This is a genomic window from Mycobacterium sp. E3251 (assembly GCF_001666835.1).
In the GTDB taxonomy this organism is placed as follows: Bacteria; Actinomycetota; Actinomycetes; order Mycobacteriales; family Mycobacteriaceae; genus Mycobacterium.
This window is the reverse complement of sequence record NZ_LZJF01000169.1, coordinates 1-23,597: the sequence shown is the minus strand read 5'-3', so window position 1 is coordinate 23,597 and position 23,597 is coordinate 1. Positions and strand designations below refer to the sequence as shown.

Genomic DNA, 23,597 nt, shown 5'->3' with positions numbered 1-23,597 from the left:
CTGGCGGGCTTTGTCGCCGACAGCGGACTGCGTCCGCGCTACCCGGCCGTAGAGGTTTACCGGGTGGAGGTCGCCGGTGATCCGGGCGCCCCGTACTTCGCGGACGTCGACCGGTTGCCCCGGGTGGACGGCGGACCGGAGGCGCTGCTGCGCCTCGACGAGCGGCGCCGGCTGCAGGGCCTGCCGCCGCTGGGCCCCGCGCTGATGACCGCCGACGCGCGCGGCGCCGGATTGCCGGTGCCCTCGGTGACCATCACCGACACCCCGGTGGCCCGCGAGACCGATTACGGCCGGGTGGACCAACATTCGTCGGCCATCCGGGCCGCGGGCGACGCACGGCATACCTACAACCGGGTGCCCGACTATCCCGTCCCCGGGGCCGACTTGGTCGTCGGCGCCTGGAGCGGCGGCCGGATCACCGTGTCGAGCTCGTCGTCGGACTCCACCGCGATGCCCGACGTCCGCGAAGTACGGGGCGCCCGGATCACCGGCGACCTCCACCCGGTAAACCTCTACGGCCGGGTAGCGCGGACGCAGTCCGCTGTCGGCGACAAAGCCCGCCAGGGTGCCGGGACCCACCGGCTCGCCGAACTGCGCCACCTTCCGCAGCCCCGGGGACCCGTCGACGGCGCGGTGCACCAGGAGGGGCCGCGCCGAGCGGGACGTATCCGGATCCAGGTCGTTGCGCACCACCACATACGAAATGCCTTGGCGGGCAAGGGTATCGGCCAGGCCGGCCGAGGGATGCCCGGCGGCGAACAGGCGTTGCACCGAGTCCAGCGCCCGGATGGTCTGCGGCGGGGTCAACGGGATCGAGTCGCGCACGCCCCACGGACTGCTGCCGAGCACCTGCAGCGGCTCGTCATGGCTGGTGCCCCACACCTGCGTGGCGAACGGCGCCCCCGGGGCCACCAGCACCCGGCCGGGGACCGGCGTGCCCGTGTTGTGCTCGGTGAGCCAGTCGGCCGTCTCCTGCCAGTAGCGGGGAATCGCGCTGAAGGTGCCGGGCGGGGTCAGCCGGCCGGTCCACGCCAGCGAGGTGCTCACCATCAGCGCCGTCAACACGACGATCGCGACCGCCACCCGCCGGTCGCGCTCGGGGTGGGCGAACGCGCGCAGCCACGCCGAGACGGGCTCCCGACCGGGCAGCGGTATCCGGCCCAACACCTGGGCGATGCCCAGGACGATCGGAATCCGGATCACCGACCCCAGCTTGTGCACGTTGCGCAGCGGCGCTCCGCCGGCGTCCAGGAACGCCTGCACGGCGTGGGCCACCGGCGAGCCCAGCCCGCCGCTGTAACCGGCGGCCATCAACACCACACCGGCCAGCAGCATCGTCACCAGCCGTCCGCGCGCCGGCATCCGCGGGCTGGCCAGTCCCGCCAGCCCCGCCGCCGCGACCAGACAGGTGGCCAGCACGGCCGCCGAGCCGGTCACCAGCGGGGCGCCCGCGGTGGCCGTCGGCGCCACGTACGGGGTCCAGCTGTCGGTGCCGCGCAGCATCTCGGTCAGCGACGACCATTGCGTTGTCACACCGGAGGATTCGATGAAGTCCAGGAAGGGCGGGCTGATGGCACGCAGCATCACCAGCGCGACAACCCACCACAGCATCGCCAGGAACAGCGACACCAGCCACCACCCGGTGTAGCGCCACCACAACCGGTTCGGCCGGTGGCACGCCCACCAGATCACCGCGGGCAGGCAGCCGGCCAGCGTGGCGATCGCGTTGACCGCCCCCATCAACGCGACGGCCAGACCGGCCTGCGCGGCGAGCACTCGCATCGACCGGTTGACGGAAGCCCGCCCCCCCGATTTCAGCGCCAGGATCGTGGGCAGCAACACCCACGGCGCCAACATCATCGGCAGGGTTTCCGACGAGATGGATCCAAGGGTGGTCAGCACCCGCGGCGACAGCGCGAACGCCGCGGCGCCGATCGCCCGCGACGCCGGGCTGCCGATCCCGAGCGCCTCGGCGACCCGCAACAGCCCCCAGAAGCCGATGGTGAGCAGCAGCGCCCACCAGAGCCGTTGGGTGATCCATCCCGGCACGGAGAGCAGATGGCCGATCGCGAAGAAGGTGCCGTGCGGGAACAGGTAGCCGTAGGCCTGGTTCTGCGCCTGCCCGAACGGCAGGTCGCTGTTCCACAGGTTGGTGGCCCGGGCCAGGAAGCGCAGCGGGTTGGCGGTGAGGTCGAGTTTGGTGTCGGGGGAGACCCGGCCGGGGGACTGGCCGAACGTCAGCGCGCAGGCGAGCGCACCGACCAACCACAACCATCGGCGCGAAACGGGCGCGACCGGCAGGCGTGCATCCGGCGCGCCGGCCGCCGCTATCGCCGCTGAGTCCGCAGGCGGCGATCCACTGCGCCCGGCTTCGCCGCTAGCTACGGTTGCCGTACTCGACCCGGTTGAGAACTGACGACTGCGGATCGCCCCCGGGGAGTGGCGGTTTCGTGTCCTGCTGCACCATCAAGGTGATCCCGAAGATGGCTGCCGCGCCGAGCAACAGACCAACCACCACGCTCGCGGCGGCGGGCGCAATGATCCGGTTCATCGACGGCTCCTAACAGCATCGGGAAAACGTAGTCGGCTTAGCGCCAACCTAGCAGAAGGGCGTCGGCTCCCCGGCGCGCTCGTCAGGGCAGGCAGTGGCCGTGAAAGCACCGGTCGCCGTATTGGACCTGATGGGGGCCCAGCGGGTTAAGCGAAGCCGGATGGCCCCGCGCCGGTGCCACGCCGTGGTCGGCGACGGCCAGCGTGACGCCGACCGTCGTAGCGACACCCACCGACAGACCCACCGCGATGCTGGCCGCCGCGGCCAGGGTGAAACCGGTCAACGCTGGCATCTTGCCCCCTAGCCCCGCTGGCACCAGCCCAGTAGTGCCCCCGCAGCCGAAGAAGAAAACCCCCGACGAAAACCTCGTCGCTCCCCAGATCCGGAGGCCCGGATAGCGCCATGAAAGCATGGCCCGATGTCATTTTCGCGCACCTTGGCCGTGCTTGTCTCCGTGTCGGCGTTGCTGGCAGGCTGCGCTCACCACGCCGCCCGGCCACCGGGGCCGTCGACCTCGGCCGGCAAGCCTGCGGCCGCCCCGGCGCCGCCGGCCTGCGGCGACGTCACCAAGCTGCCGGTCCGCGACAAGCTGGCCCAGCTGCTGATGGTGGGCGTGAAGAACGCCGATGACGCCCGCTCGGTGGTCGACGGCTACCACGTGGGCGGCATCTTCATCGGCAGCTGGACGGACCTGGCGATCTTCAAAGGCCCGCTCGCCGACATTGCGGCGAAGGCGGGACCGCTGCCCTTGGCGGTCAGTGTCGACGAGGAGGGCGGCCGGGTGTCGCGGCTGCGGGCGCTGATCGGCGAGGCGCCGTCGCCCCGGCAGCTGGCCCAGACCCAGACCGTCACCCAGGTCCACGACTTGGCGGCCGAGCGCGGGAAGAAGATGCGCGAGCTGGGCATCACCATCGACTTCGCTCCCGTCGTCGACGTCACCGACGCCACCACCGGCGTGATCGGCGACCGCTCGTTCGGGGGCGATCCCAACACGGTCATCGCGTACGCCGGGGCGTACGCACAAGGCCTGCGCGACGCCGGGCTGCTGCCGGTGCTCAAGCACTTTCCCGGACACGGGCACGGCTCGGGTGACTCGCACACCGGCGGTGTGGTGACACCGCCGCTGAGTGACCTGCAGAACCTCGACCTGGTGCCGTACCGGACGCTGATCACCGCGACCCCGGTCGCGGTAATGCTCGGCCACCTGCAGGTCCCCGGGCTGACCGGAGACGACCCGGCCAGCCTCAGCCCCGCGGCGGTGCAGCTGCTGCGCAACGGTGTCGGTTACGGCGCTCCGCCGTTCAACGGCCCGGTCTTCACCGACGATCTGTCCAGCATGGGCGCCATCTCGGACAGGTACGGCGTCGCCGAGGCGGTGCTGCGCACCCTGCAGGCCGGCACCGACGTCGCGCTCTGGGTTACCACCGACGAGGTACCCGCGGTCTTGGACCGCCTGCAGAAGGCGGTGGCGGGCGGCGAGCTGCCCGCGCAGCGGGTCGACGACGCGCTGACGCGGGTCGCGACGATGAAGGGCCGCAGCCCCGCCTGCGGGCACTAAAGCGTGTGCCGACCCGGCGCGTTGCTTACTCTGGGGTCAGATAGACGGGCTAGAGAGGCAAGCGATGGCGGGTGGCACGAAGCGGTTACCGCGCGCTGTCCGTGAGCAACAAATGCTCGACGCCGCGGTGCAGATGTTCTCGGTCAACGGCTACCACGAGACTTCGATGGATGCCATCGCCGCCGAGGCGCAGATCTCCAAGCCGATGCTGTACCTGTACTACGGCTCCAAGGAGGACCTGTTCGGCGCCTGCCTGAACCGGGAGATGGGCCGGTTCATCGACGCCGTCCGCGCCGACATCGACTTCACGCAGAGCCCGAAAGACTTGCTGCGCAACACCATCGTGGCGTTCATGCGCTACATCGACGCCAACCGGGCGTCGTGGATCGTGATGTACACCCAGGCCACCAGCTCGCAGGCCTTCGCGCACATGGTGCGCGAGGGGCGTGAACAGATCATCGAGCTGGTCGCCGGGCTGGTGCGGGCCGGCAGCCGCAGCAGGCGGACCGACCGCGAACACGAGATGATGGCCGTCGCGCTGGTGGGCGCAGGCGAGGCGATGGCCAACCAGCTCAGCACCGGCGACATCGACGCCGACGAGGCGGCCGAGCTGATGATCAACCTGTTCTGGCACGGACTGCGGGGCGGGCCCGAGGAGCGGGAGGCCGCCGCGGCGGCGCTGCCCAAGAAGGGTGGCTCCAGCGCGGGCCGGCGCTAGCCCCTACATTCGTCATGTGGCTCGACCGCCCGCCCGCAACGTCGACTTCTTTTGCGCCGTAGTCATCGTCGGGTTGCTGGCCGGGGTCGCCGGGCTGGCGACGACGTTCGTGCTGCGCTTCGTCCAGCACGTCACCTATCACTACACGTTTGGCGCGCTGCTGGTCGGCGTTGCCGGCAGCAGCCCGGTGCGCCGCGTGGTGGGGCCGATGATCGGCGCTGCGTTGGCGGGGGTCGGGTGGTGGTTGCTGCGGAGCAGGACGCACGTGCCGCCCCTGGCGGAGACCATCGCGCGCCGCGAGCGGATACCGCGGCTTTGCTGGAGCGTCGACGCGATGCTGCAGGTGCTGCTGGTCGGCTCCGGGGCATCCCTCGGCCGGGAGGGGGCGCCGCGTCAATTCGCAGCGGCACTAGGCGATTTCGGGACGGCTTGGATCAAGCGGCTATCGCCCCGCGACCGCGAGGTGTTGCTGGCTTGCGCGGCCGGCGCCGGGCTCGGCGCCGTGTACGCCGTGCCACTGGCCGGTGCGCTGTTCTCGGCGCGGATCCTGCTCAACACCTGGCAGCCGCGGGCGCTCGGCGCGGCGTTCATTTCCTCCAGCCTGGCGGTCGCCGTCGGCTCGGCCATCACGCGCGACGAACCCAACCTGCAGTGGCCGATCGGGGAGTCCACGTACCTGCTGACCGCGCATGGGCTGCTGCTGGCGCCGCTGACCCTCGCGGTGGGACTGGCGTTCAACCGGCTGATGGCGGCGGCACGACCGGCCAAGCAGATGCGGAGCTGGGTGCTGGTCCCCGCGCTCGCCGGCGCCGGGCTGGTGATGGGCATCTGTTCGCATTGGTGGCCCGAGTTGCCCGGCAACGGCCGCAGCATCCTGACAGTCAGCTTGGCCAGCGGCATGACGCTGCTGTCGGCGCTCGCGATTCTGGCTCTGAAACCCTTGCTGACCGCGTTGTTTCTGCGCGCCGGCGGGGCCGGCGGGATGCTGACACCCTCGCTTGCCACCGGCGCGGCCGCCGGCGCGGCGCTCGTGCTGACAATCAACTGGGCGGCCGGGACCAGCCTCCACGTGCCGGCGGTGTCGCTGGCGGGGGCCGCAGGCGTGCTCGCGGTGACGCAGGGCTCACCGATCTGGGCGGCCATCTTCGTCTGGGAACTCGCCCGCCCGCCGTTGTGGTTGTTTCTGCTCTTCCTGCTGACCGCGACCAGCGCCCAGGGGCTGAAAGTGCTTGCCAAGGGCCGAGGCCCGACGCACTCGGGCTAAAGCGCCCGGACCGAGCCGGTCAGGTACGGGTAGCCCTTGGCGATGTTGCGCAGCGAGATGTCCCAGTGGTCGTGGCCCTCGTCGATGTAGAGACCCGCGGTGCCGGGGAGCACGAGCGGTTTGCCGAACCGCACGGAATACTTCACGGCGTCCGGGAACCGCGCCTCGATGTTGGCCAATACCGCCGCCGCACTGAACATTCCATGCGCGATGACGGTGGGGAAGCCGAACAGCTTGGCCGCGATCGGGTTGGTGTGGATCGGGTTGTGATCGCCGCCGACGACGGCGTAGCGCCGGATCAGGCCGGGGCTGACGCGCAGGACGGTGCTGGGCGGGGGCAGCTTGGGCTGCTTCTGTGGTGGCGGCTTGGGCTCGTCGGACAGGCTGGTGCGCTGCTGGTGCAGGAAGGTCGTCACCTGATGCCACGCGGTGTCGTTGCCGACGCTCACATCGGTCACCAAGTCGACCAGCAGACCTTTGCGGTGCTCGCGCAGGTTCTCGGCGTGCACGTGCACGCCGACGGCGTCGGTGACCGCGATCGGCCGGTACTGCGTGATGTGGTTCTCGACGTGCACCGAACCCATTGCGGCGAAAGGGAAGTCGAAGCCGGTCACCAGCGACATCATCGCGGGAAAGGTCAACGCGAACGGATAGGTGAGCGGCACATTGTTGCCGTAGCGCAGTCCGGTGACCCCGGCGTACTCGGCCACGTTCGTGCGGTCGATGGGCATTTCCTCGATGTCCACCGTGCGGGTGGGCAGCTGGTCGCCGCGGGACACCACCGGCAGCGCCCCGGCCGCCGCACGCAGCATGTTCTTCAGGCCGCTTGGCTGATTCATCGCGTTCTCCTCAGCTATGCGCCCAGCATGGCCTGGCCGCAGACGCGGATGACGTTGCCCGTCACCGCGTTTGACGCCGGGCTCGCGAAGTAGGCGATGGCCTCCGCGACATCGACGGGTTGGCCGCCCTGCAGCAGCGAGTTCATCCGGCGGCCCACCTCGCGGGTGGCAAGCGGGATGGCTGCCGTCATCTGGGTCTCGATGAAGCCCGGCGCCACGGCGTTGATCGTGATGCCCTTGGCGTACAGCTCCGGCGCCAGCGCCTGGGTCAGGCCGATCATCCCGGCCTTGGTGGTGGCGTAGTTCGTCTGCCCGCGGTTGCCCGCGATGCCGGCCATCGAGGACAGCCCGACGATCCGGCCGCCCTCGCCGATGGTGCCGTTGGCCACCAGCCCTTCGGTAAGCCGTAGCGGGGCAAGGAGATTGACGGCCAGAACCGCATCCCAGCGGGCGTCGTCCATGTTGGCCAACAACTTGTCGCGGGTGATGCCTGCGTTGTTGACCAGCACGTCGGCGCGGCCGCCGTGGTGCTCGCGCAGGTGCTCGGAGATCTTGTCGACGGCGTCCTCGGCGGTGACGTCGAGCCATAACGCGGTACCCCCGACCCGGCTGGCCGTTTCGGCCAGCGTCTCGGCGGCCGACTCGACGTCGATCGCGACGACGCGCGCCCCGTCGCGGGCGAACACCTCCGCGATCGTCGCCCCGATGCCGCGGGCGGCGCCGGTCACGATGGCGACCTTGCCGTCCAACGGCCGCTCCCAGTCGGCCGGCGGCGTGGAATCGGCCTCGCCGATGTAGAACACCTGGCCGTCGACATAGGCGGACTTGGCCGACAGGATGAACCGCATGGTCGATTCCAGGCCCGTCGCAGCGGGTTTGGCGTCGGGTGACACATACACCAGCGCCACCGTGGTGCCGTTGCGCAGCTCCTTGCCCAGCGAGCGGGTGAACCCCTCCAGGGCGCGCTGCGCGATCCGCTCGTGCGGACTGGCGGCGGCGTCGGGCGTGGTGCCGACCACCGCGACGCGCGCCGAATGGCCCAGGTTGCGCAGCAGCGGCGTGAAGAACTCGTACAACCCCCGGAGTCCCTCGGGCGTCGTGATGCCCGTGGCGTCGAACACCAGGCCGCCGAACTGGTCGGCCCAGCGCCCGCCGAGATTGTTGCCAACCAGGTCGTAGTCCTTGTCCAGCGCGGCGCGCAGCGGCTCGACGATGCGCCCCTCGCCGCCGATCAGCAGGGAGCCCGCCAGGGGCGGGTCACCGGGCCGATAGCGGCGCAGCGTCTCGGGCTGCGGGACCCCGAGCTGCTTGGCGAGAAACGATCCAGGACCGGAATTGACAACCTGAGAAAACAGATCGGACGAGACCTTGGGAGCCACCGGAGCTACCTTCCATGCGCTTGCGAAGTCGGGGTGTGCCTACTGCCCACCGTATCGGGGACGAACTTACTTCAGAGTAAGAACAGTGGGTAGTATGGCCCCAGACGGGCATCCCAAAACCGACAGACGGCAGATACACGGAGAAGACAGTGGCCCCTGCAAGTTCCGAGGCAAGCAACCAGCGCAGTTCGCAACGGCGACGCGTCGCCGTGCTCGGCGGCAACCGCATCCCGTTCGCCCGGTCCGACGGCGCCTATGCCGAGGCGTCCAATCAGGACATGTTCACCGCCGCGCTGGGTGGGCTGGTCGACCGGTTCGGGTTGACCGGCGAACGACTGGGCGCGGTGGTCGGCGGTGCCGTGCTCAAGCACAGCCGTGACTTCAACCTGACCCGCGAATGCGTGCTGGGCTCCGAGCTGTCGTCCTACACGCCGGCGTTCGACCTGCAGCAGGCCTGCGGCACCGGGCTGCAGGCGGCCATCGCCGCGGCCGACGGCATCGCATCCGGGCGTTACGACGTCGCCGCCGCCGGCGGGGTGGACACCACTTCGGACCCGCCGATCGCCCTGGGTGACAACCTGCGCCGCACGTTGCTCAAGCTGCGCCGGTCCAAGTCCAACGTCCAGCGGCTGAGGCTGCTCGGCACGCTGCCCGCCAACCTGGGCATCCAGATCCCGGTCAACAGCGAGCCGCGCACCGGACTGTCCATGGGCGAGCACCAGGCGATCACCGCCAAGGAGATGGGCATCAAGCGGGTCGACCAGGACGAGCTGGCCGCGGCGAGCCACCGCAACATGGCCGCCGCCTACGACCGCGGTTTCTTCGACGACCTGGTCACCCCGTTCCTCGGGCTCTACCGCGACGACAACCTGCGGCCGGACTCGTCGGCGGAGAAGCTGGCGAAGCTCAAGCCGGTGTTCGGCGTGAAGTCCGGCGACGCAACGATGACGGCCGGCAACTCGACCCCCCTGACCGACGGCGCCTCGGTTGCGCTGCTGGCCTCCGAGGAGTGGGCGGCCGCCCACTCGCTGCCGCCGCTGGCCTTCCTGGTGGACGCGGAGACCGCGGCCGTGGACTACGTCAACGGCCGCGACGGCCTGCTGATGGCGCCCACCTACGCGGTGCCGCGGCTGCTGGCCCGGAACGGCCTGAGCCTGCAGGACTTCGACTTCTACGAGATCCACGAGGCCTTCGCCTCGGTGGTGCTGGCCCACCTGCAGGCGTGGGAGTCGGAGGACTACTGCAAGGAGCGGCTGGGCCTGGACGCCGCGCTCGGGTCGATCGACCGGTCCAAGCTCAACGTCAACGGCTCGTCATTGGCCGCCGGCCACCCCTTCGCCGCGACCGGTGGGCGCATCCTCGCGCAGGCCGCCAAGCAGCTCGCCCAGAAGAGGGCGGAGCAAAAGGGTGGCGCGGCCAAGCCGCTACGGGCCCTGGTCTCGATCTGCGCCGCGGGTGGCCAGGGCGTGGCCGCGATCCTGGAGGCGTGAGCCGTCTTCGGGGTCGGCCGGTTCATGAAATCGGTCACAGCGGGTTAGTAATTCGGGCGGACGGGTATTCGAGTGCCCGGATGACCCCGTGTTGTGGTCTGACCCCCCGACCCCGACGGCAATACGGGGCATCCCTGAAACGACCGCCGGTCACCGCGGACGGGCGTACGAAAAGGGCCGCCGCTGGAGTGAGGGGATCCAGCGGCGGCCTTTTTGTGCGACGCGTGCCGTGAAACAAAAACCCCGCTCCCATCTGGGAACGGGGTTTTTGCTTTGCCTGTCAGAAGGCGGCTTCGTCGAGCTCCATGATGTCGTTGTCCAGCGTCTCGATCACCTCGCGGGTGCTGGCCAACAGCGGCAGGAAGTTCTTCGCGAAGAACGAGGCCACCGCGACCTTGCCCTCGTAGAACGACCGCTCGTCGCCACTGGCGCCGGCGTCCAGCGCCTGTACGGCCACCGCGGCCTGCTGCTGCAGCAACCAGCCGATGACCAGGTCGCCGACGCTCATCAGGAAGCGCACCGATCCGAGGCCGACCTTGTAGAGGCTGGTCACGTCCTCCTGCGCGGCCATCAGGTAGCCGGTGAGCGTGGCCGCCATCGCCTGGACGTCGGCCAGGGCCTTGGCCAGCAGCTCGCGCTCGGTCTTCAGCCGGCCGTTGCCGGACTCGCTGTCGACGAACTTCTGGATCTCGCCCGACACGTGGGCCAGCGCCACACCCTTGTCGCGGATGATCTTCCGGAAGAAGAAGTCCTGCGCCTGGATGGCCGTGGTGCCCTCGTAGAGGGAGTCGATCTTGGCGTCCCGGATGTACTGCTCGATCGGGTAGTCCTGCAGGAAGCCGGACCCACCGAAGGTCTGCAGGCTCTCGGTGAGCTTGGCGTAGGCCTGCTCGGATCCGACGCCCTTGACCACCGGCAACATCAGGTCGTTGACCTTGACGGCCAGCTCAGCGTCCACCCCGTGCACAGCCTCGGCAACCGCCGCGTCCTGGTAGGTCGCGGTGTAGAGGTACAGCGCACGCAGACCCTCGGCGTAGGCCTTCTGGGTCATCAGCGACCGGCGCACGTCGGGGTGGTGCGTGATGGTCACCCGCGGAGCGGTCTTGTCGGTCATCTGCGTCATGTCGGCGCCCTGCACGCGGGACTTGGCGTACTCCAGCGCGTTCAGGTAGCCGGTCGACAGGGTCGCGATGGCCTTGGTGCCGACCATCATGCGGGCCTGCTCGATGACCTCGAACATCTGCGCGATGCCGTTGTGCACCTCGCCGACCAGCCAGCCCTTGGCGGGGACGTCGTGCTGCCCGAAGGACAGCTCACAAGTGGCCGAAACCTTCAGGCCCATCTTGTGCTCGACGTTGGTCACGAAGACGCCGTTGCGCTCGCCCAGCTCGCCCGTCTCGAAGTCGAACAGGAACTTGGGCACGAAGAACAGCGACAGGCCCTTGGTGCCCGGACCCGCGCCCTCGGGGCGTGCCAGCACCAGGTGGAAGATGTTCTCGAACAGGTCGCCGGAGTCGGCCGAGGTGATGAATCGCTTCACACCCTCGATGTGCCAGGAGCCGTCGTCCTGCTTGATCGCCTTGGTCCGCCCGGCGCCGACGTCCGAACCGGCGTCCGGCTCGGTGAGCACCATGGTGGAGCCCCAGCCGCGCTCGGCGCAGATCACGGCCCACTTCTTCTGCTCCTCGGTGCCGAGGTGGTAGAGGATGTTGGCGAAGCCGGCGCCGCCGCCGTACATCCAGACGGCGGGGTTGGCTCCCAGCAGGTGCTCGTGCAGCGCCCACACCAGGGCGCGAGGCATCGGCATGCCGCCGAGGACCTCGTCGATGCCGACCTTGTCCCAACCGGCCTCGGTGACCGCGCGGACCGACTTCTTGAACGACTCCGGCAGCGTCACCGAGTGGGTCTTCGGGTCGAAGACCGGCGGATTGCGGTCACCCTCGACGAACGACTCGGCGATGGGCCCCTCGGCCAGCCGGCTGATCTCTGACAACATTTCGCGCGCGGTGTCGACGTCCAGATCGCTGTAGTCGCCGGCGCCCAAAGCCTTCTCAACGCCCAGAACCTCGAACAGGTTGAACACCTGGTCACGGACGTTGCTCTTGTAGTGGCTCACTACGGTTTCCTCCTCGTTGAGAATGCCACTTGTGGTTGGGTACTACTTCTAAGTTACCCACCAGTAACACCGCTAAAATATCGCTCCGAGTCAGTTCAACGCAAGTCAATGTGAGCTAGATTTCATCGTCTAATTAACCAACCGGTTGGGGAGCCGCCGCGGCGCCTCTGACCTGCGCCGATAATTGAACGGATCTCAAACTATGGGATGCATCACCACCCTGCCCGTAGTGGATCTGCGCACGTCGGCGACCCAATTGCGGCGCGGGTTGCGCGAGGCCGCGCACGAGGTGGGCTTCTTCTATCTGACCGGCCACGGCGTGCCGGACGAGCTCGCCCACAAGCTGCTGGAGGCGGCCCGCCGGTTGTTCGCGCTGCCCCAGGCCGACAAAGACGCGGTCGCCATGGTCCACAGCCCGCATTTCCGCGGCTACACCCGGATGGGCGGCGAGCTGACCCGCGGCCAGGTGGACTGGCGGGAGCAGATCGACATCGGGCCGGAACGCGCGCCGATCGGGGCGCCCGGCAAGCCCGACTACCTGTGGCTGCAGGGGCCCAACCAGTGGCCGGCCGCGCTGCCCGAACTGCCGGGAATCGTCGACGAATGGGATAAGGCGCTGTCCGCGGTAGCCCGCACCCTGCTCCGGCACTGGGCGGCATCGCTGGGCAGCGCACCGGATGTCTTCGATGCGGCCTTCGCCGAGACGCCGGCCACCCTGATCAAGATCGTGCGCTATCCGCGCAGCGCGGCCACCCCGCAGGGCGTCGGCCCGCACAAGGACTCGGGCGTGCTCACCCTGCTGCTGGCCGAGCCGGGCAGCCGGGGCCTGCAGGTGCGCCGGCCCGGTGTTGAGGAATGGATCGACGTGCCGCCCGCCGAGGGCGCTTTCGTGGTCAACATCGGCGAGCTGCTGGAGGTGGCGACGGGCGGTTACCTGCGCGCCACCGAGCACCGGGTGAACCTGGAGGCGCAGCCCGCGGACCGGATCTCGGTGCCGTACTTCTTCAATCCGCGGCTGGACGCGCGGATCCCGGTGTTGACGCTGCCCCCCGGGCTGCGGGCGCGCGCCGGCCGGGTGGCCGACCCATCGGATCCGATCTTCTCCGTCTACGGCCGCAACGCCTGGAAGAGCAGGCTGCGCGCGCACCCCGATGTGGCTTTGGCGCACGGATATTCGGCAGGTAGGGTCGGGAACGAGAATCCCGTTCTCGGCTCAAGGGGCGAATGAATTCCGGTGAACTCGAACAAGAACCTGACACCGTCCACACTTCGTGAGGCCTTCGGTCACTTTCCCTCGGGGGTGGTCGCCATCGCCGCCGAAGTCCAGGGAACCCGGGAGGGCCTGGCGGCGAGCACCTTTGTCCCCGTCTCCCTGGATCCGCCGCTGGTGTCGTTCTGCGTGCAGAACACGTCGACGACGTGGCCCAAGCTCAAAGACCTCCCGATGCTGGGCATCAGCGTCCTCGGCGAGGCCCACGACGAGGCCGCCCGCACCCTGGCCGCCAAGACCGGCGACCGGTTCGCCGGACTGGAGACGGAGTCCAGGGAGAGCGGCGCGGTGTTCATCAAGGGCACCGCACTGTGGCTGGAGAGCGCGATCGAACAGCTCATTCCCGCCGGGGACCACACGATCGTGGTGCTGCGGGTCAACGAGGTGACGGTGGACGCCGACGTCGCACCGATCGTGTTTCACCGCAGCGTGTTCCGGCGCCTCGGCGTCTGAGCCCGGCTACGGGCGCCGGCTGAGTTCCGCCCGAAAGCCCGCTATCCGCTGCTCGATCTCGGCGGCGTCGTCGGGGCGGCCTTCTTTGCGTGCCAGATCGGCGCGGACGGACAACTCCCGGATGGCGGTTCGGATTTCGTTGACACTGGTGGTTTCTCGCATGTCTCCCACGCTGCCTTTCGGAGTTTGGGTTCTATGCGGGTACCCGGCGGGCCGGCCGGGCTAACGACAGACTCAGCGCCGGAACAACTTGTTGCCCAGCCACACCACCGGGTCGTACTTGCGGTCGGCGACCCGCTCTTTCATCGGGATCAGCGCGTTGTCGGTGATCTTGATGTTTTCCGGGCAGACCTCGGTGCAGCACTTGGTGATGTTGCAGTAGCCCAGCCCGTGCTGCTCCTGGGCCTGGTTGCGCCGGTCCAGCGTGTCCAGCGGGTGCATCTCGAGCTCGGCGATCCGCATCAGGAAGCGCGGGCCGGCGAACGCCTTCTTGTTCTCCTCGTGGTCGCGGACCACGTGGCAGACGTTCTGGCACAGGAAGCACTCGATGCACTTGCGGAACTCCTGCGAGCGCTGCACGTCCTCCTGCGCCATCCGGTACTCGCCCGGCTGCAGATCCTTCGGCGGTGCGAAGGCGGGGATCTCGCGCGCCTTCTCGTAGTTGAAGGACACGTCGGTGACCAGGTCCCGGATCACCGGGAAGGTCCGCAGCGGCGTCACGGTCACCACCTCGTCCTCGGCGAAGGTGGACATCCGGGTCATGCACAACAACCGCGGCACCCCGTTGATCTCCGCCGAGCAGGAGCCGCACTTGCCCGCCTTGCAGTTCCAGCGCACGGCGAGGTCGGGTGTCTGGGTCTGTTGCAGGCGATGGATGATGTCGAGCACCACCTCGCCCTCGTTGACCTCAACCGTGAAGTCCTGCAGCGCGCCGCTGGCATCGTCACCGCGCCACACACGCATGGTCGCGTTGTAGGTCATTAGCCTCTCCGTCCTGGATGCTCGGCCAGCTCGTCGTCCGTGTAGTACTTCTCCAGCTCGGAGATCTCGAAGAGCTCCAGCAGATCCGACCGCATCGGCACCTGGTCTTTGCGCGTGACGCTGATGTCGGGGATGACCTCGTCGCCACCGGCGGCCTCGCAGACCAGCAGCACCTTGCGCCACCCCGAGTCCATCGCCGGGTGGTCGTCGCGGGTGTGGCCGCCGCGGCTTTCGGTGCGCTCCAGCGCGGCCTTGGCGACGCACTCGCTGACCAGCAGCATGTTGCGCAGGTCGATGGCCAGGTTCCAGCCAGGGTTGTACTGGCGGCCGCCCTCCACGTGCATGTTCTTGAACCGCTCGCGAAGCTTGTCGAGCCGCGCGAGGGCCTCGGAGACCTCGTCGGCCTTGCGGATGATGCCCACCAGGTCGTTCATCGACTGCTGCAGCTCGAGCTGCAGCGTGTAGGGGTTCTCCGCCGGGGCGCCATCGGTCGGTCCCTCGAAGGGGGACAGCGCCCGCTTCGCCGCGGTCTCGACGGCCTCCGCCGAGATCGTCGGACGGCTGCTCAGCGCCCGCACGTAGTCGGCCGCGCCCAGGCCGGCCCGCCGGCCGAAGACCAGCAGGTCCGACAGCGAGTTGCCGCCGAGCCGGTTGGAGCCGTGCATGCCGCCCGAGCACTCGCCCGCGGCGAACAGGCCCGGAACCGTGGCGGCACCGGTGTCGGCGTCCACCTCGACACCGCCCATCACGTAGTGGCAGGTGGGCCCGACTTCCATTGGCTCCTTGGTGATGTCGACGCCGGCCAGCTCCTTGAACTGGTGGTACATCGACGGCAGGCGCCGCATGATCTCCTCGGGCGTCAACCGGGACGCGATGTCGAGGAACACGCCGCCGTGTGGGCTGCCCCGGCCGGCCTTGACCTCGGAGTTGATCGCGCGCGCGACCTCATCGCGAGGCAGCAGGTCGGGGGTGCGACGGGCCGAGTCGTTGTCCTTGAGCCACTGGTCGGCCTCTTGTTCGGTCTCGGCGTACTGGCCTTTGAACACCGGCGGGATGTAGTCGAACATGAACCGCTTGCCCTCGGAGTTCTTCAGCACACCGCCGTCACCGCGGACACCCTCGGTGACCAGGATCCCCTTCACGCTGGGCGGCCACACCATCCCGGTCGGGTGGAACTGGACGAACTCCATGTTGATCAGTGACGCGCCCGCCCGCAGGGCCAGCGCGTGCCCGTCGCCGGTGTACTCCCAGGAGTTCGAGGTGACCTTGAACGACTTACCGATGCCGCCGGTGGCGAGCACCACCGCGGGCGCCTCGAACAGGACGAACTGACCGGTCTCGCGCCAGTAGCCGAACGCCCCGGCGATCGCGTCACCGTCCTTGAGCAGCTCGGTGATGGTGCATTCGGCGAACACCTTGATGCGCGCCTCGTAGTCGCCGAGCTCGGCGTAATCCTCCTGCTGCAGCGAAACGATCTTCTGCTGCATGGTGCGGATCAGCTCCAGGCCGGTGCGGTCACCGACGTGCGCCAGGCGCGGGTAGGTGTGCCCGCCGAAGTTGCGCTGGCTGATCTTGCCGTCCTTGAGGCGGTCGAACAGCGCGCCATAGGTTTCCAGCTCCCAGACGCGGTCCGGTGCCTCCTTGGCGTGCAGTTCGGCCATCCGCCAGTTGTTGAGGAACTTCCCACCGCGCATCGTGTCGCCGAAGTGGGTCTTCCAGTTGTCTTTCGGGTTGGTGTTGCCCATCGACGCCGCGCAGCCGCCCTCGGCCATGACCGTGTGGGCCTTGCCGAACAGGGACTTACACACCACCGCGACCTTGAGGCCGCGTTCCCGCGCCTCGATGACCGCTCGCAGTCCCGCGCCGCCGGCGCCGATGACGACTACGTCGTAGGCATGCCGCTCGACCTCAACCATGAAAACCCTCGCTATTTCAGATTCTTGGTGAAAAGGCTTGTCAGCCAACAAATCTCAGGTCAGGGATGGCACCGCCGGCCACCAGCGCGATGTAGAAGTCGGTCAGCATCAGGGTGCCCAGCGTGATCCAGGCGTACATCTTGTGCCGGGTGTTGATGTGGCTGACCTGGGTCCAGATCCAGTACCGCACAGGGTGCTTGGAGAAGTGCTTGAGCCGCCCGCCGGTCACGTGCCGGCACGAATGGCAGGACAGGGTGTAGATCCACAACATGACGACGTTGCCGACCATGATCAGGTTGCCCAGCCCGAAGCCGAAGCCGCCCGGACCGGCGTCGGAGTGGAACGCGATGATCGCGTCGTAGGTGTTGATCACCGAGATGATGCCGGCGATGTAGAAGAAGTACCGGTGGCTGTTCTGGATGATCAGCGGGAACCTGGTCTCGCCGGTGTAGTGCACGCGCGGTTCGGCCACCGCGCAGGCGCTGGGCGACTGCCACACCGTGCGGTAGTAGGCGCCGCGGTAGTAGTAACAGGTCAACCGGAACAGCAGCAGGAACGGCAACGTCAGCGCCGCGTACGGCAGCCACCAGACGTCGGGCAAGATCTGCGGCCAGAAGTCGCCGGCCGCCCCGCAGGCCTTGCTGACGCACGGGGAGTAGAACGGCGTCAGGTAGTGATACTTGCCGACGAAGAAGTAATCGCGTTGGAATGCGCGCACGGTCGCGTAGATGACGAAAGCGGCGAAGCCCAAGTCGATCCGCAACGGCGACATCCACCACCGGTCGGTACGTAGGGTCCGTTGTGGGATGCGGGCGCGCGTGGGTGAAAAGACACCTGACGCAGGACGGTTCGCCGTGGGTGCGCTCATCTAGTGTTCCTCTTCGAACGGGCTGTTGGTCGAAGGGTACACAGAGAGCACCCCCTCATTTCCGGGGGGCTTGGGTTGTCAGGACCTGCTGTGACCCCCGACACCCTCGTCGTCGACATCGCGCCAGAATTCGCTGTCGTACTGGGTGTCGGGAATGACGATCTTCTCGCTCGACTGCTGCACGGTGGCGCGCGCCAGGTCCAACTCGGACACGTCGGTGTCAAGGAGTTCGACGTCGGACAGGATCCGGTCGGCGTCGATGACGATGCGCCGCATGGCAGGGCTGTCACCGTAGCGGCTCTTCAGGGAGCCCACGCACCGCCGCAGGCCGCCGATGAGCTCGTGCAGTTCGGCGAGTTCAGTAGTGGTGCCCAACGGATCTCCTTGCGCGCGCGGTGTTACGGATCACAGTACGCTCCCGATACTATCCACGGCACAGCCTGACGTCAGGCGACTCACTTCCTTACCGAACACGGAGCAAACACGCCCATGCCAGGTCAGACCGCCGCCGACCGTGCTACCGCGCTGCTCGACCTGCACCGCCCGGGTGACCCGGTGGTGCTGCCGACCGTGTGGGACGCCTGGTCGGCCCGGCTCGCCACCGGCGCAGGGTTCGCCGCGCTCACCGTAGGCAGCCATCCGCTGGCGGATTCGGTCGGCAAACCCGACGGGGAGGGCATGTCGTTCGACGACGTGCTGGCCCGCGTCGCCCAGATCACGGCCGCGGTCGACGTCCCGGTCTCGGTGGACGTCGAATCCGGTTACGGGCTGGGGGCCGAGCGCCTGATCGACGGCCTGCTGGGCGCCGGGGCCGTCGGGCTGAACATCGAAGACACCGTGCACTCCGAGGGCAAGCGGCTGAGGTCCGCCGGTGAGCACGCCGAGTTGGTGGGTGCGCTGCGGTCGGCCGCCGATGCGGCCGGGGTACACGTCGTGATCAACGCCCGCACCGATCTCTTCCTGCGCAAGGACGGCGACGACGCGGACCGTGTCGAGCGGGCGATCGCACGGCTGACGGAGGCCGCGGACGCGGGCGCCGATGTGCTGTACCCGGTGGGCCGGCACGATCCGGAGACGTTGCGCCGCTTGGCCGCAGAGCTGCCGTTGCCGGTCAACGCGATCGCGCTGCCCGATCAGGACGACCCGGCGTCCTTCGGGCCGCTGGGTGTCGCCCGGATCAGCTTCGGCCCCTTTTTCCAGGCCGCGCTGGCGGCCCGGGCCGGGGAATTGCTGGCGCGCTGGCGCTGATCACGGCGGAAATGGTTGCGCGGCAGAGAAATCCGGCGGGGTCGGTGGACCCCGCCGGATAGTCGCCCACCTCTTACTTGGTGATCTCGATGCGCCGCGCCTGGCTCCCCGCATAGGCGCCGGTGACCCGCACGGTCAGCACGCCGGCGTCGTAGGAGGCCGTGATGGCGTCGCCGGTGACGTGGGCCGGCAGCTGGAACGACCGGCGGAAGGATCCATAACGCACCTCACGCAGCGTCCGCCCGTCCTTCTCCTCCGCGTGCTCGTCACGGCGTTCGCCGTGGATCACGAGTCGGCCGCGGTCGACCTCCACGTTGACGTCCTTCTCGACGTCAACGCCGGGAAGCTCGACACGTACGATCGCGTCGTCGCCGTCCTTGACGATCTCGGCGGCGGGGTTGAAACCGCTGGTCACTGGCTTGTACCAGTCCGACGCGGCGGCGGGGCCGAAGAAGTCGCGCAACCACCGGTCGGTGTCCCAGGCCGGTCGCGACCACAGTGCGAGGTTACTCATGGGGATCTCCTTGTACTTCCTTGAGCTTTGTTGTGGGTTTGCTGTGCCCGGCGCCCTTACGGCCGGTCATAACGAGAAACATGAGTCGACCACGCTAAAGTTCCACCTAGGCGTTCGCCTTGGGCGAACGAATATTCACAGGGCTCCCTGTGAGTTGTGAGATCCTCGTCATAGGACCGTCACATTGGGCGAAATCGCGGTAATTTCTGGCCGCTAACCTCAAAGCCATGGCTGCAGACGGGATTTCGCGTGCTCAGTGTGCGGGCGGTCACATCGTCGTAGTCGGGCACGGCATGGTGGGACACCGGCTCGTCGAGGCGCTCCGGGCGCGTGACGCCGAGGGGCTTTGGCGCATCACGGTTTTGGCTGAGGAGGCCGACGCGGCTTACGACCGCGTTGGCCTCACCTCGTACACCGAGAGCTGGGATCGCAAGCTGCTGGCGCTGCCGGGCAACGACTACGCGGGTGACGATCGGGTTCGGTTGGTGCTGAACGCTCGCGTCACCGAGATCGACCGGGAAGCGAAGTCGGTTGTTACGGCCGACGGGCAACGGCATGGCTACGACACGTTGGTGCTGGCCACCGGGTCCTATGCGTTCGTTCCGCCGGTGCCCGGCCACGACCTGGCGGCGTGCCACGTGTATCGCACGCTGGATGACCTCGACGCCATCCGGGCAGACGCCCAGCGCACGGTCGAGGCTGGTCGCACCCCGGCCGGCGTCGTGATCGGCGGTGGTCTGCTGGGTCTGGAGGCCGCTAATGCGTTGCGCCAGTTCGGGTTACAGACGCACGTCGTCGAGATGATGCCGCGCCTGATGGCCCAGCAGATCGACGAGGGCGGCGGCGCCCTGCTGGCCAAGATGGTCGGCGACCTGGGCATCGCGGTGCACGTCGGCACGGGCACGGAGTCGATCGAAACGATCGACCACGGCGACGGAGTGTCGTCGGTGCGGGTGCGCCTGACCGATGGCGAGGTCATCGACGCCGGGTTGGTCATTTTCGCGGCCGGCATCCGGCCGCGTGACGAGCTGGCCAGGGCCGCGGGTCTGGAACTTGCCGAGCGCGGCGGCGTGCTTACCGACTTGGCTTGCCGCACAAGCGATCCGGACATCTATGCGGTCGGCGAGGTCGCCGCGATCGGCGGCAGGTGCTACGGCCTGGTGGGGCCGGGATACACTTCCGCCGAGGTGGTGGCCGACCGCCTGCTCGACGGCGCCGCGGAGTTCGGCGAAGCGGACCTGTCGACCAAGCTCAAGCTGCTCGGTGTCGACGTGGCCAGCTTCGGCGACGCGATGGGCGTGACCGAGAACTGCCTCGAAGTCGCCATCAACGACGCGGTCAAGAAGACCTACGCCAAACTGGTGCTGTCCGACGACGCGAAGACCCTGCTCGGCGGCGTTCTGGTGGGCGATGCCTCGTCGTACGGGGTGCTGCGGCCGATGGTCGGCAGCGAGCTGCCGGGCGATCCGCTCGCGCTCATCGCCCCGGCTTCCGGCGAGGCTCCCGCGTTGGGAGTCGGCGCGCTGCCGGACTCCGCGCAGATCTGCTCGTGCAACAACGTCACCAAGGGCGATCTGAAGTGCGCCATCGCCGACGGCTGCGCCGATGTGCCCTCGCTCAAGTCGTGCACCGCGGCCGGCACGTCGTGCGGCTCGTGCGTGCCCCTGCTCAAGCAGCTGCTGGAAGCCGAGGGCGTCGAACAGTCCAAGGCGCTCTGCGAGCACTTCAGCCAGTCGCGGGCGGAGCTTTTCGAGATCATCTCGGCCACCGAGATCCGGACCTTCTCCGGCCTGCTGGAGCGCTTCGGCCGCGGAAAGGGCTGCGACATTTGCAAACCCGTGGTCGCGTCCATCCTGGCCTCCACCGGCTCGGACCACATCCTCGAAGGCGAACAAGCCTCGTTGCAGGATTCCAACGACCACTTCCTGGCCAACATCCAGAAGAACGGCAGCTACTCGGTGGTGCCGCGGGTGCCGGGCGGTGACATCAAGCCCGAGCACCTGATCCTGATCGGCCAGATCGCGCAGGACTTCGGCCTCTACACGAAGATCACCGGCGGCCAGCGGATCGACATGTTCGGCGCGCGGGTCGACCAGTTGCCGGAGATCTGGCGCCGGCTCGTCGACGGCGGCATGGAATCCGGGCACGCCTACGGTAAGGCGCTGCGCACCGTGAAGAGCTGCGTCGGCACCGACTGGTGCCGGTACGGCCAGCAGGATTCGGTGCAGCTGGCGATCGACCTGGAGCTGCGCTACCGCGGCCTGCGGGCGCCACACAAGATCAAGATGGGCGTCTCGGGTTGCGCGCGGGAGTGCGCCGAGGCGCGTTCCAAGGACGTCGGCGTCATCGCCACCGAAAAGGGCTGGAACCTCTACGTCGGCGGCAACGGTGGCATGACGCCCAAGCACGCCCAGCTGTTGGCCAGCGACCTGGACACCGAGACGCTGGTCCGCTACGTCGACCGGTTCGTCATGTACTACATCCGGACCGCCGACCGGCTGCAGCGCACGGCCCCGTGGGTGGATTCGCTCGAGGGCGGCCTCGACCACGTGCGCGAGGTCGTCTGCGAGGACTCGCTGGGCCTGGCCGACGAATTCGAGGCCGCAATGGAGCGGCATGTGCAGAACTACAAGTGCGAGTGGAAGGGCGTGCTCGACGACCCGGACAAGATGTCGCGTTTCGTCTCGTTCGTCAACGCCCCCGACGCCGTCGACTCGACGGTGGAATTCACCGAGCACGCCGGGCGCAAAATCCCGGTGTCCATCGGCATGCCGAAGATCCGTACGGGAGCTGGAGAGGAATCATGACACTTCTCAACGATATTCAGGTGTGGACGACGGCCTGTGAATACGACCGGCTCATCCCGGGCCGGGGCGTCGGAGTGCTGCTCGACGACGGTTCCCAGGCGGCGTTGTTCCGGCTCGACGACGGCTCGGTGTACGCGGTGGGTAACGTCGACCCGTTCTCGGGTGCGGCCGTGCTCTCCCGCGGGATCGTCGGCGACCGCGGGGGCCGGGTGGCGGTCCAGTCACCGATCCTCAAGCAGGCCTTTTCGCTGGAAGACGGTGAATGCCTGGACGATCCGAACTTCTCGGTGCCGGTGTACCCGGCGCGCGTCACCGCCGACGGCTTCGTCCAGGTCGGTCGGATCGCCGCCTAGCGGGTGATATCGCCGACGAGGTAGCGCTGCATCGTCGGGCCGATGGCGTCGACGATCGCGTCGACCGACATCGAATGCAGCGGCTCGGAGCGAATGCCGTAGCGCATGATGCCCAGGCCCACCAGTTGCGAGGCGCACAGCGAGGCCCGGGTGGCTACCTTGTCGGCACCCAGAATCTTGAGCAGCGGGCCGAAAACCGGCCCGATGAACATGCTTTGCACGGTTTCGGCGGTCTTGGCCATCCCGGTGGAAGCTATCGCGCTGGCGGCGAAGGGGCCGCCGCCGGCGGCGTCCCACGTGGTGATCAGCATGCGTAGCGTCTGACGGCCCACCTGGTTGACCCCGCCGGTGACGATTCGGTCGATGAATTCCGGTGTGCCGAACGGCAACCGCAGCATCTTGGCTACCGGGTCAAGCAGCCCGTGCGATGGCTCTTCGCGGCGGGGCATGCTGTCAGGATCGCCCGTATCGAAGTAAAGAGCAAGCGTCGCCGCCCCCGGCGCGTCTCGCCGGCCGGTGCTGTTAAGCCACCGGATTCGGCCGCATGACGCGGTCGTGGACCAACCGCTGCGCGGCCGGTCGCCGCGAAGCGTGCCGGGCGGTGGGCGCGAGCACCGGCGGCATGGCCCGGCGGAATCGGCTGGCGATCAGGCGCGCCAGCCCGGGATGGGTCCCCAGCGGCCGGCTGACCAGGTCGGCGCCGCAGGCGTGCAGCCGTTCCTGGAACATGCCGTCGGCCAGCAGGTAGGAGGCGACCACGACGCGCGCGTTGGGCGCGTGGCGCCTCGCCTCGTCCACCGCTTCCGGCAGTTGCGGATCCCCGGTGGCCGCGAAGCCCAGGCTCACGCGCGACCCGGTCAGCGCCGACACCAGGGTGGCGGTGGTGTGCAGGTCGGCGCGCGCCCTGGCGTCCGATGTTCCCGCCGCCGCGAGGATCACCGAATCACCGGGCCGCCAGCCGCATTTCACCAACTGGTCACCGACGATCCGGGCGACCTGGCCACTGGGGCCCAGCGCCGGCGTGACGATCGCGTTCGGGTGGCCGCTCAGCTCGACGTGGGCCGGCAGGTCGGCGCGGACGTGATAGCCGCGCGACAAGAACGCCGGCAGCACGATGGCGGGCCGGCCGGTCGCCCTCGCCCGCGACAGCACCTCGCTGGGGGTGGGGCCCAGCACGTCGACGAACGCGACCTCCACCGGCCGGCCCGCAAGCGAACTGGCTTGCGCGGCAAGCTCTTCGACCATCGCCACACCCTCGGGCCTGCGAGTGCC

Annotated in this window: 22 protein-coding genes and 2 pseudogenes; 10 read left to right on the top strand and 14 right to left on the bottom strand. The window is 68.6% G+C overall.

All coding sequences use genetic code 11. The annotated features are described in order from the left end of the window. Window positions 1-63: 63 nt before the first annotated feature. A pseudogene (locus A5697_RS28515) lies at window positions 64-297 on the top strand (alpha-(1->3)-arabinofuranosyltransferase family protein); the annotation flags it as partial. Window positions 298-462: 165 nt separating this feature from the next. Here A5697_RS28515 and A5697_RS21335 read toward each other — a convergent pair. The 3 genes and pseudogenes from A5697_RS21335 to A5697_RS21325 all read right to left on the bottom strand — a co-directional run. Continuing rightward, window positions 463-2,301: pseudogene (locus A5697_RS21335) on the bottom strand (DUF3367 domain-containing protein); the annotation flags it as partial. A gap of 76 nt (window positions 2,302-2,377) precedes the next feature. Next, on the bottom strand, window positions 2,378-2,551 hold the full coding sequence (locus A5697_RS21330) for a DUF2613 domain-containing protein (RefSeq protein WP_065443914.1): 174 nt from the start codon (window positions 2,549-2,551) through the stop codon (window positions 2,378-2,380). Between the two features lie 82 nt (window positions 2,552-2,633). Continuing rightward, a complete protein-coding gene (locus A5697_RS21325; protein WP_067948480.1) occupies window positions 2,634-2,834 on the bottom strand; it encodes a DUF2613 family protein in 201 nt (66 codons plus the stop codon). A gap of 135 nt (window positions 2,835-2,969) precedes the next feature. On the opposite strand from A5697_RS21325, the gene A5697_RS21320 reads away from it, so the two are divergent. From A5697_RS21320 to A5697_RS21310, 3 genes are all read left to right on the top strand, one after another. Continuing rightward, the gene (locus A5697_RS21320) at window positions 2,970-4,109 is read left to right on the top strand and encodes a glycoside hydrolase family 3 N-terminal domain-containing protein (RefSeq protein ID WP_067948470.1); all 1,140 of its coding nucleotides are present in this window, start codon (window positions 2,970-2,972) and stop codon (window positions 4,107-4,109) included. A gap of 64 nt (window positions 4,110-4,173) precedes the next feature. Next, window positions 4,174-4,827, top strand: a complete 654-nt coding sequence (locus tag A5697_RS21315) for a TetR/AcrR family transcriptional regulator (protein ID WP_067948472.1) — start codon at window positions 4,174-4,176, stop codon at window positions 4,825-4,827. A gap of 16 nt (window positions 4,828-4,843) precedes the next feature. After that, window positions 4,844-6,091 (top strand): chloride channel protein, encoded by a 1,248-nt coding sequence (locus A5697_RS21310; RefSeq protein WP_082953526.1) that lies wholly within the window; start codon window positions 4,844-4,846, stop codon window positions 6,089-6,091. On the opposite strand, the gene A5697_RS21305 is transcribed toward A5697_RS21310, so the two are convergent. Further along, entirely contained in the window at window positions 6,088-6,930 is an 843-nt protein-coding gene (locus A5697_RS21305) for a MaoC/PaaZ C-terminal domain-containing protein (RefSeq protein ID WP_067948474.1), read from the bottom strand. The genes A5697_RS21310 and A5697_RS21305 overlap by 4 nt on opposite strands. Before the next feature lie 14 nt (window positions 6,931-6,944). Then, complete coding sequence (locus tag A5697_RS21300) at window positions 6,945-8,309, bottom strand: 3-oxoacyl-ACP reductase (RefSeq protein WP_067948476.1); 1,365 nt, start codon at window positions 8,307-8,309, stop codon at window positions 6,945-6,947. Window positions 8,310-8,458: 149 nt separating this feature from the next. On the opposite strand from A5697_RS21300, the gene A5697_RS21295 reads away from it, so the two are divergent. Continuing rightward, complete coding sequence (locus tag A5697_RS21295) at window positions 8,459-9,799, top strand: acetyl-CoA C-acetyltransferase (RefSeq protein WP_067948478.1); 1,341 nt, start codon at window positions 8,459-8,461, stop codon at window positions 9,797-9,799. A 280-nt stretch (window positions 9,800-10,079) separates the two neighbouring features. On the opposite strand, the gene A5697_RS21290 is transcribed toward A5697_RS21295, so the two are convergent. After that, on the bottom strand, window positions 10,080-11,915 hold the full coding sequence (locus A5697_RS21290) for an acyl-CoA dehydrogenase (RefSeq protein ID WP_067948337.1): 1,836 nt from the start codon (window positions 11,913-11,915) through the stop codon (window positions 10,080-10,082). Window positions 11,916-12,117: 202 nt separating this feature from the next. Here A5697_RS21290 and A5697_RS21285 point away from each other — a divergent pair, with 202 nt between their 5' ends. Together A5697_RS21285 and A5697_RS21280 are read left to right on the top strand one after the other, a co-directional pair. Then, window positions 12,118-13,143, top strand: a complete 1,026-nt coding sequence (locus A5697_RS21285) for an isopenicillin N synthase family oxygenase (RefSeq protein WP_068011957.1) — start codon at window positions 12,118-12,120, stop codon at window positions 13,141-13,143. Window positions 13,144-13,149: 6 nt separating this feature from the next. Then, window positions 13,150-13,638, top strand: a complete 489-nt coding sequence (locus tag A5697_RS21280) for a flavin reductase family protein (RefSeq protein ID WP_067948341.1) — start codon at window positions 13,150-13,152, stop codon at window positions 13,636-13,638. A gap of 6 nt (window positions 13,639-13,644) precedes the next feature. On the opposite strand, the gene A5697_RS28155 is transcribed toward A5697_RS21280, so the two are convergent. From A5697_RS28155 to A5697_RS21260, 5 genes are all read right to left on the bottom strand, one after another. Beyond that, complete coding sequence (locus tag A5697_RS28155; protein WP_197498680.1) at window positions 13,645-13,800, bottom strand: hypothetical protein; 156 nt, start codon at window positions 13,798-13,800, stop codon at window positions 13,645-13,647. 72 nt (window positions 13,801-13,872) lie between these two features. Continuing rightward, on the bottom strand, window positions 13,873-14,619 hold the full coding sequence (locus A5697_RS21275; protein WP_067948343.1) for a succinate dehydrogenase/fumarate reductase iron-sulfur subunit: 747 nt from the start codon (window positions 14,617-14,619) through the stop codon (window positions 13,873-13,875). Then, window positions 14,619-16,535, bottom strand: a complete 1,917-nt coding sequence (locus tag A5697_RS21270) for a fumarate reductase/succinate dehydrogenase flavoprotein subunit (RefSeq protein WP_067948345.1) — start codon at window positions 16,533-16,535, stop codon at window positions 14,619-14,621. The genes A5697_RS21275 and A5697_RS21270 overlap by 1 nt, the downstream gene beginning before the upstream one ends. A 40-nt stretch (window positions 16,536-16,575) precedes the next feature. Continuing rightward, on the bottom strand, window positions 16,576-17,403 hold the full coding sequence (locus A5697_RS21265) for a hypothetical protein (protein WP_067948348.1): 828 nt from the start codon (window positions 17,401-17,403) through the stop codon (window positions 16,576-16,578). A gap of 78 nt (window positions 17,404-17,481) precedes the next feature. Beyond that, on the bottom strand, window positions 17,482-17,778 hold the full coding sequence (locus A5697_RS21260; protein WP_067948350.1) for a hypothetical protein: 297 nt from the start codon (window positions 17,776-17,778) through the stop codon (window positions 17,482-17,484). 114 nt (window positions 17,779-17,892) lie between these two features. Between A5697_RS21260 and A5697_RS21255 the strand changes: the two genes are divergently transcribed. After that, window positions 17,893-18,651, top strand: coding sequence for an isocitrate lyase/phosphoenolpyruvate mutase family protein (locus A5697_RS21255; protein WP_068011956.1), 759 nt, complete (start codon window positions 17,893-17,895; stop codon window positions 18,649-18,651). 73 nt (window positions 18,652-18,724) lie between these two features. Here A5697_RS21255 and A5697_RS21250 read toward each other — a convergent pair whose 3' ends face one another. Next, window positions 18,725-19,165: an Hsp20/alpha crystallin family protein gene (locus A5697_RS21250; RefSeq protein WP_067949425.1), complete on the bottom strand. Its 441-nt coding sequence runs from the start codon at window positions 19,163-19,165 to the stop codon at window positions 18,725-18,727. 227 nt (window positions 19,166-19,392) lie between these two features. On the opposite strand from A5697_RS21250, the gene nirB reads away from it, so the two are divergent. Then, window positions 19,393-21,972, top strand: a complete 2,580-nt coding sequence (gene nirB / locus A5697_RS21245; RefSeq protein ID WP_082953525.1) for a nitrite reductase large subunit NirB — start codon at window positions 19,393-19,395, stop codon at window positions 21,970-21,972. Then, window positions 21,969-22,325, top strand: a complete 357-nt coding sequence (nirD, locus tag A5697_RS21240; RefSeq protein ID WP_067200568.1) for a nitrite reductase small subunit NirD — start codon at window positions 21,969-21,971, stop codon at window positions 22,323-22,325. Before nirB ends, nirD begins: the two co-directional genes overlap by 4 nt. Here nirD and A5697_RS21235 read toward each other — a convergent pair. Both A5697_RS21235 and A5697_RS21230 read right to left on the bottom strand, forming a co-directional pair. Then, a complete protein-coding gene (locus A5697_RS21235; protein WP_067949428.1) occupies window positions 22,322-22,774 on the bottom strand; it encodes a hypothetical protein in 453 nt (150 codons plus the stop codon). The two genes, nirD and A5697_RS21235, sit on opposite strands and share 4 nt — an antisense overlap. Before the next feature lie 73 nt (window positions 22,775-22,847). After that, window positions 22,848-23,597: sirohydrochlorin chelatase (locus tag A5697_RS21230; protein WP_068011958.1), on the bottom strand; the 750-nt coding region annotated here is incomplete at its 5' end.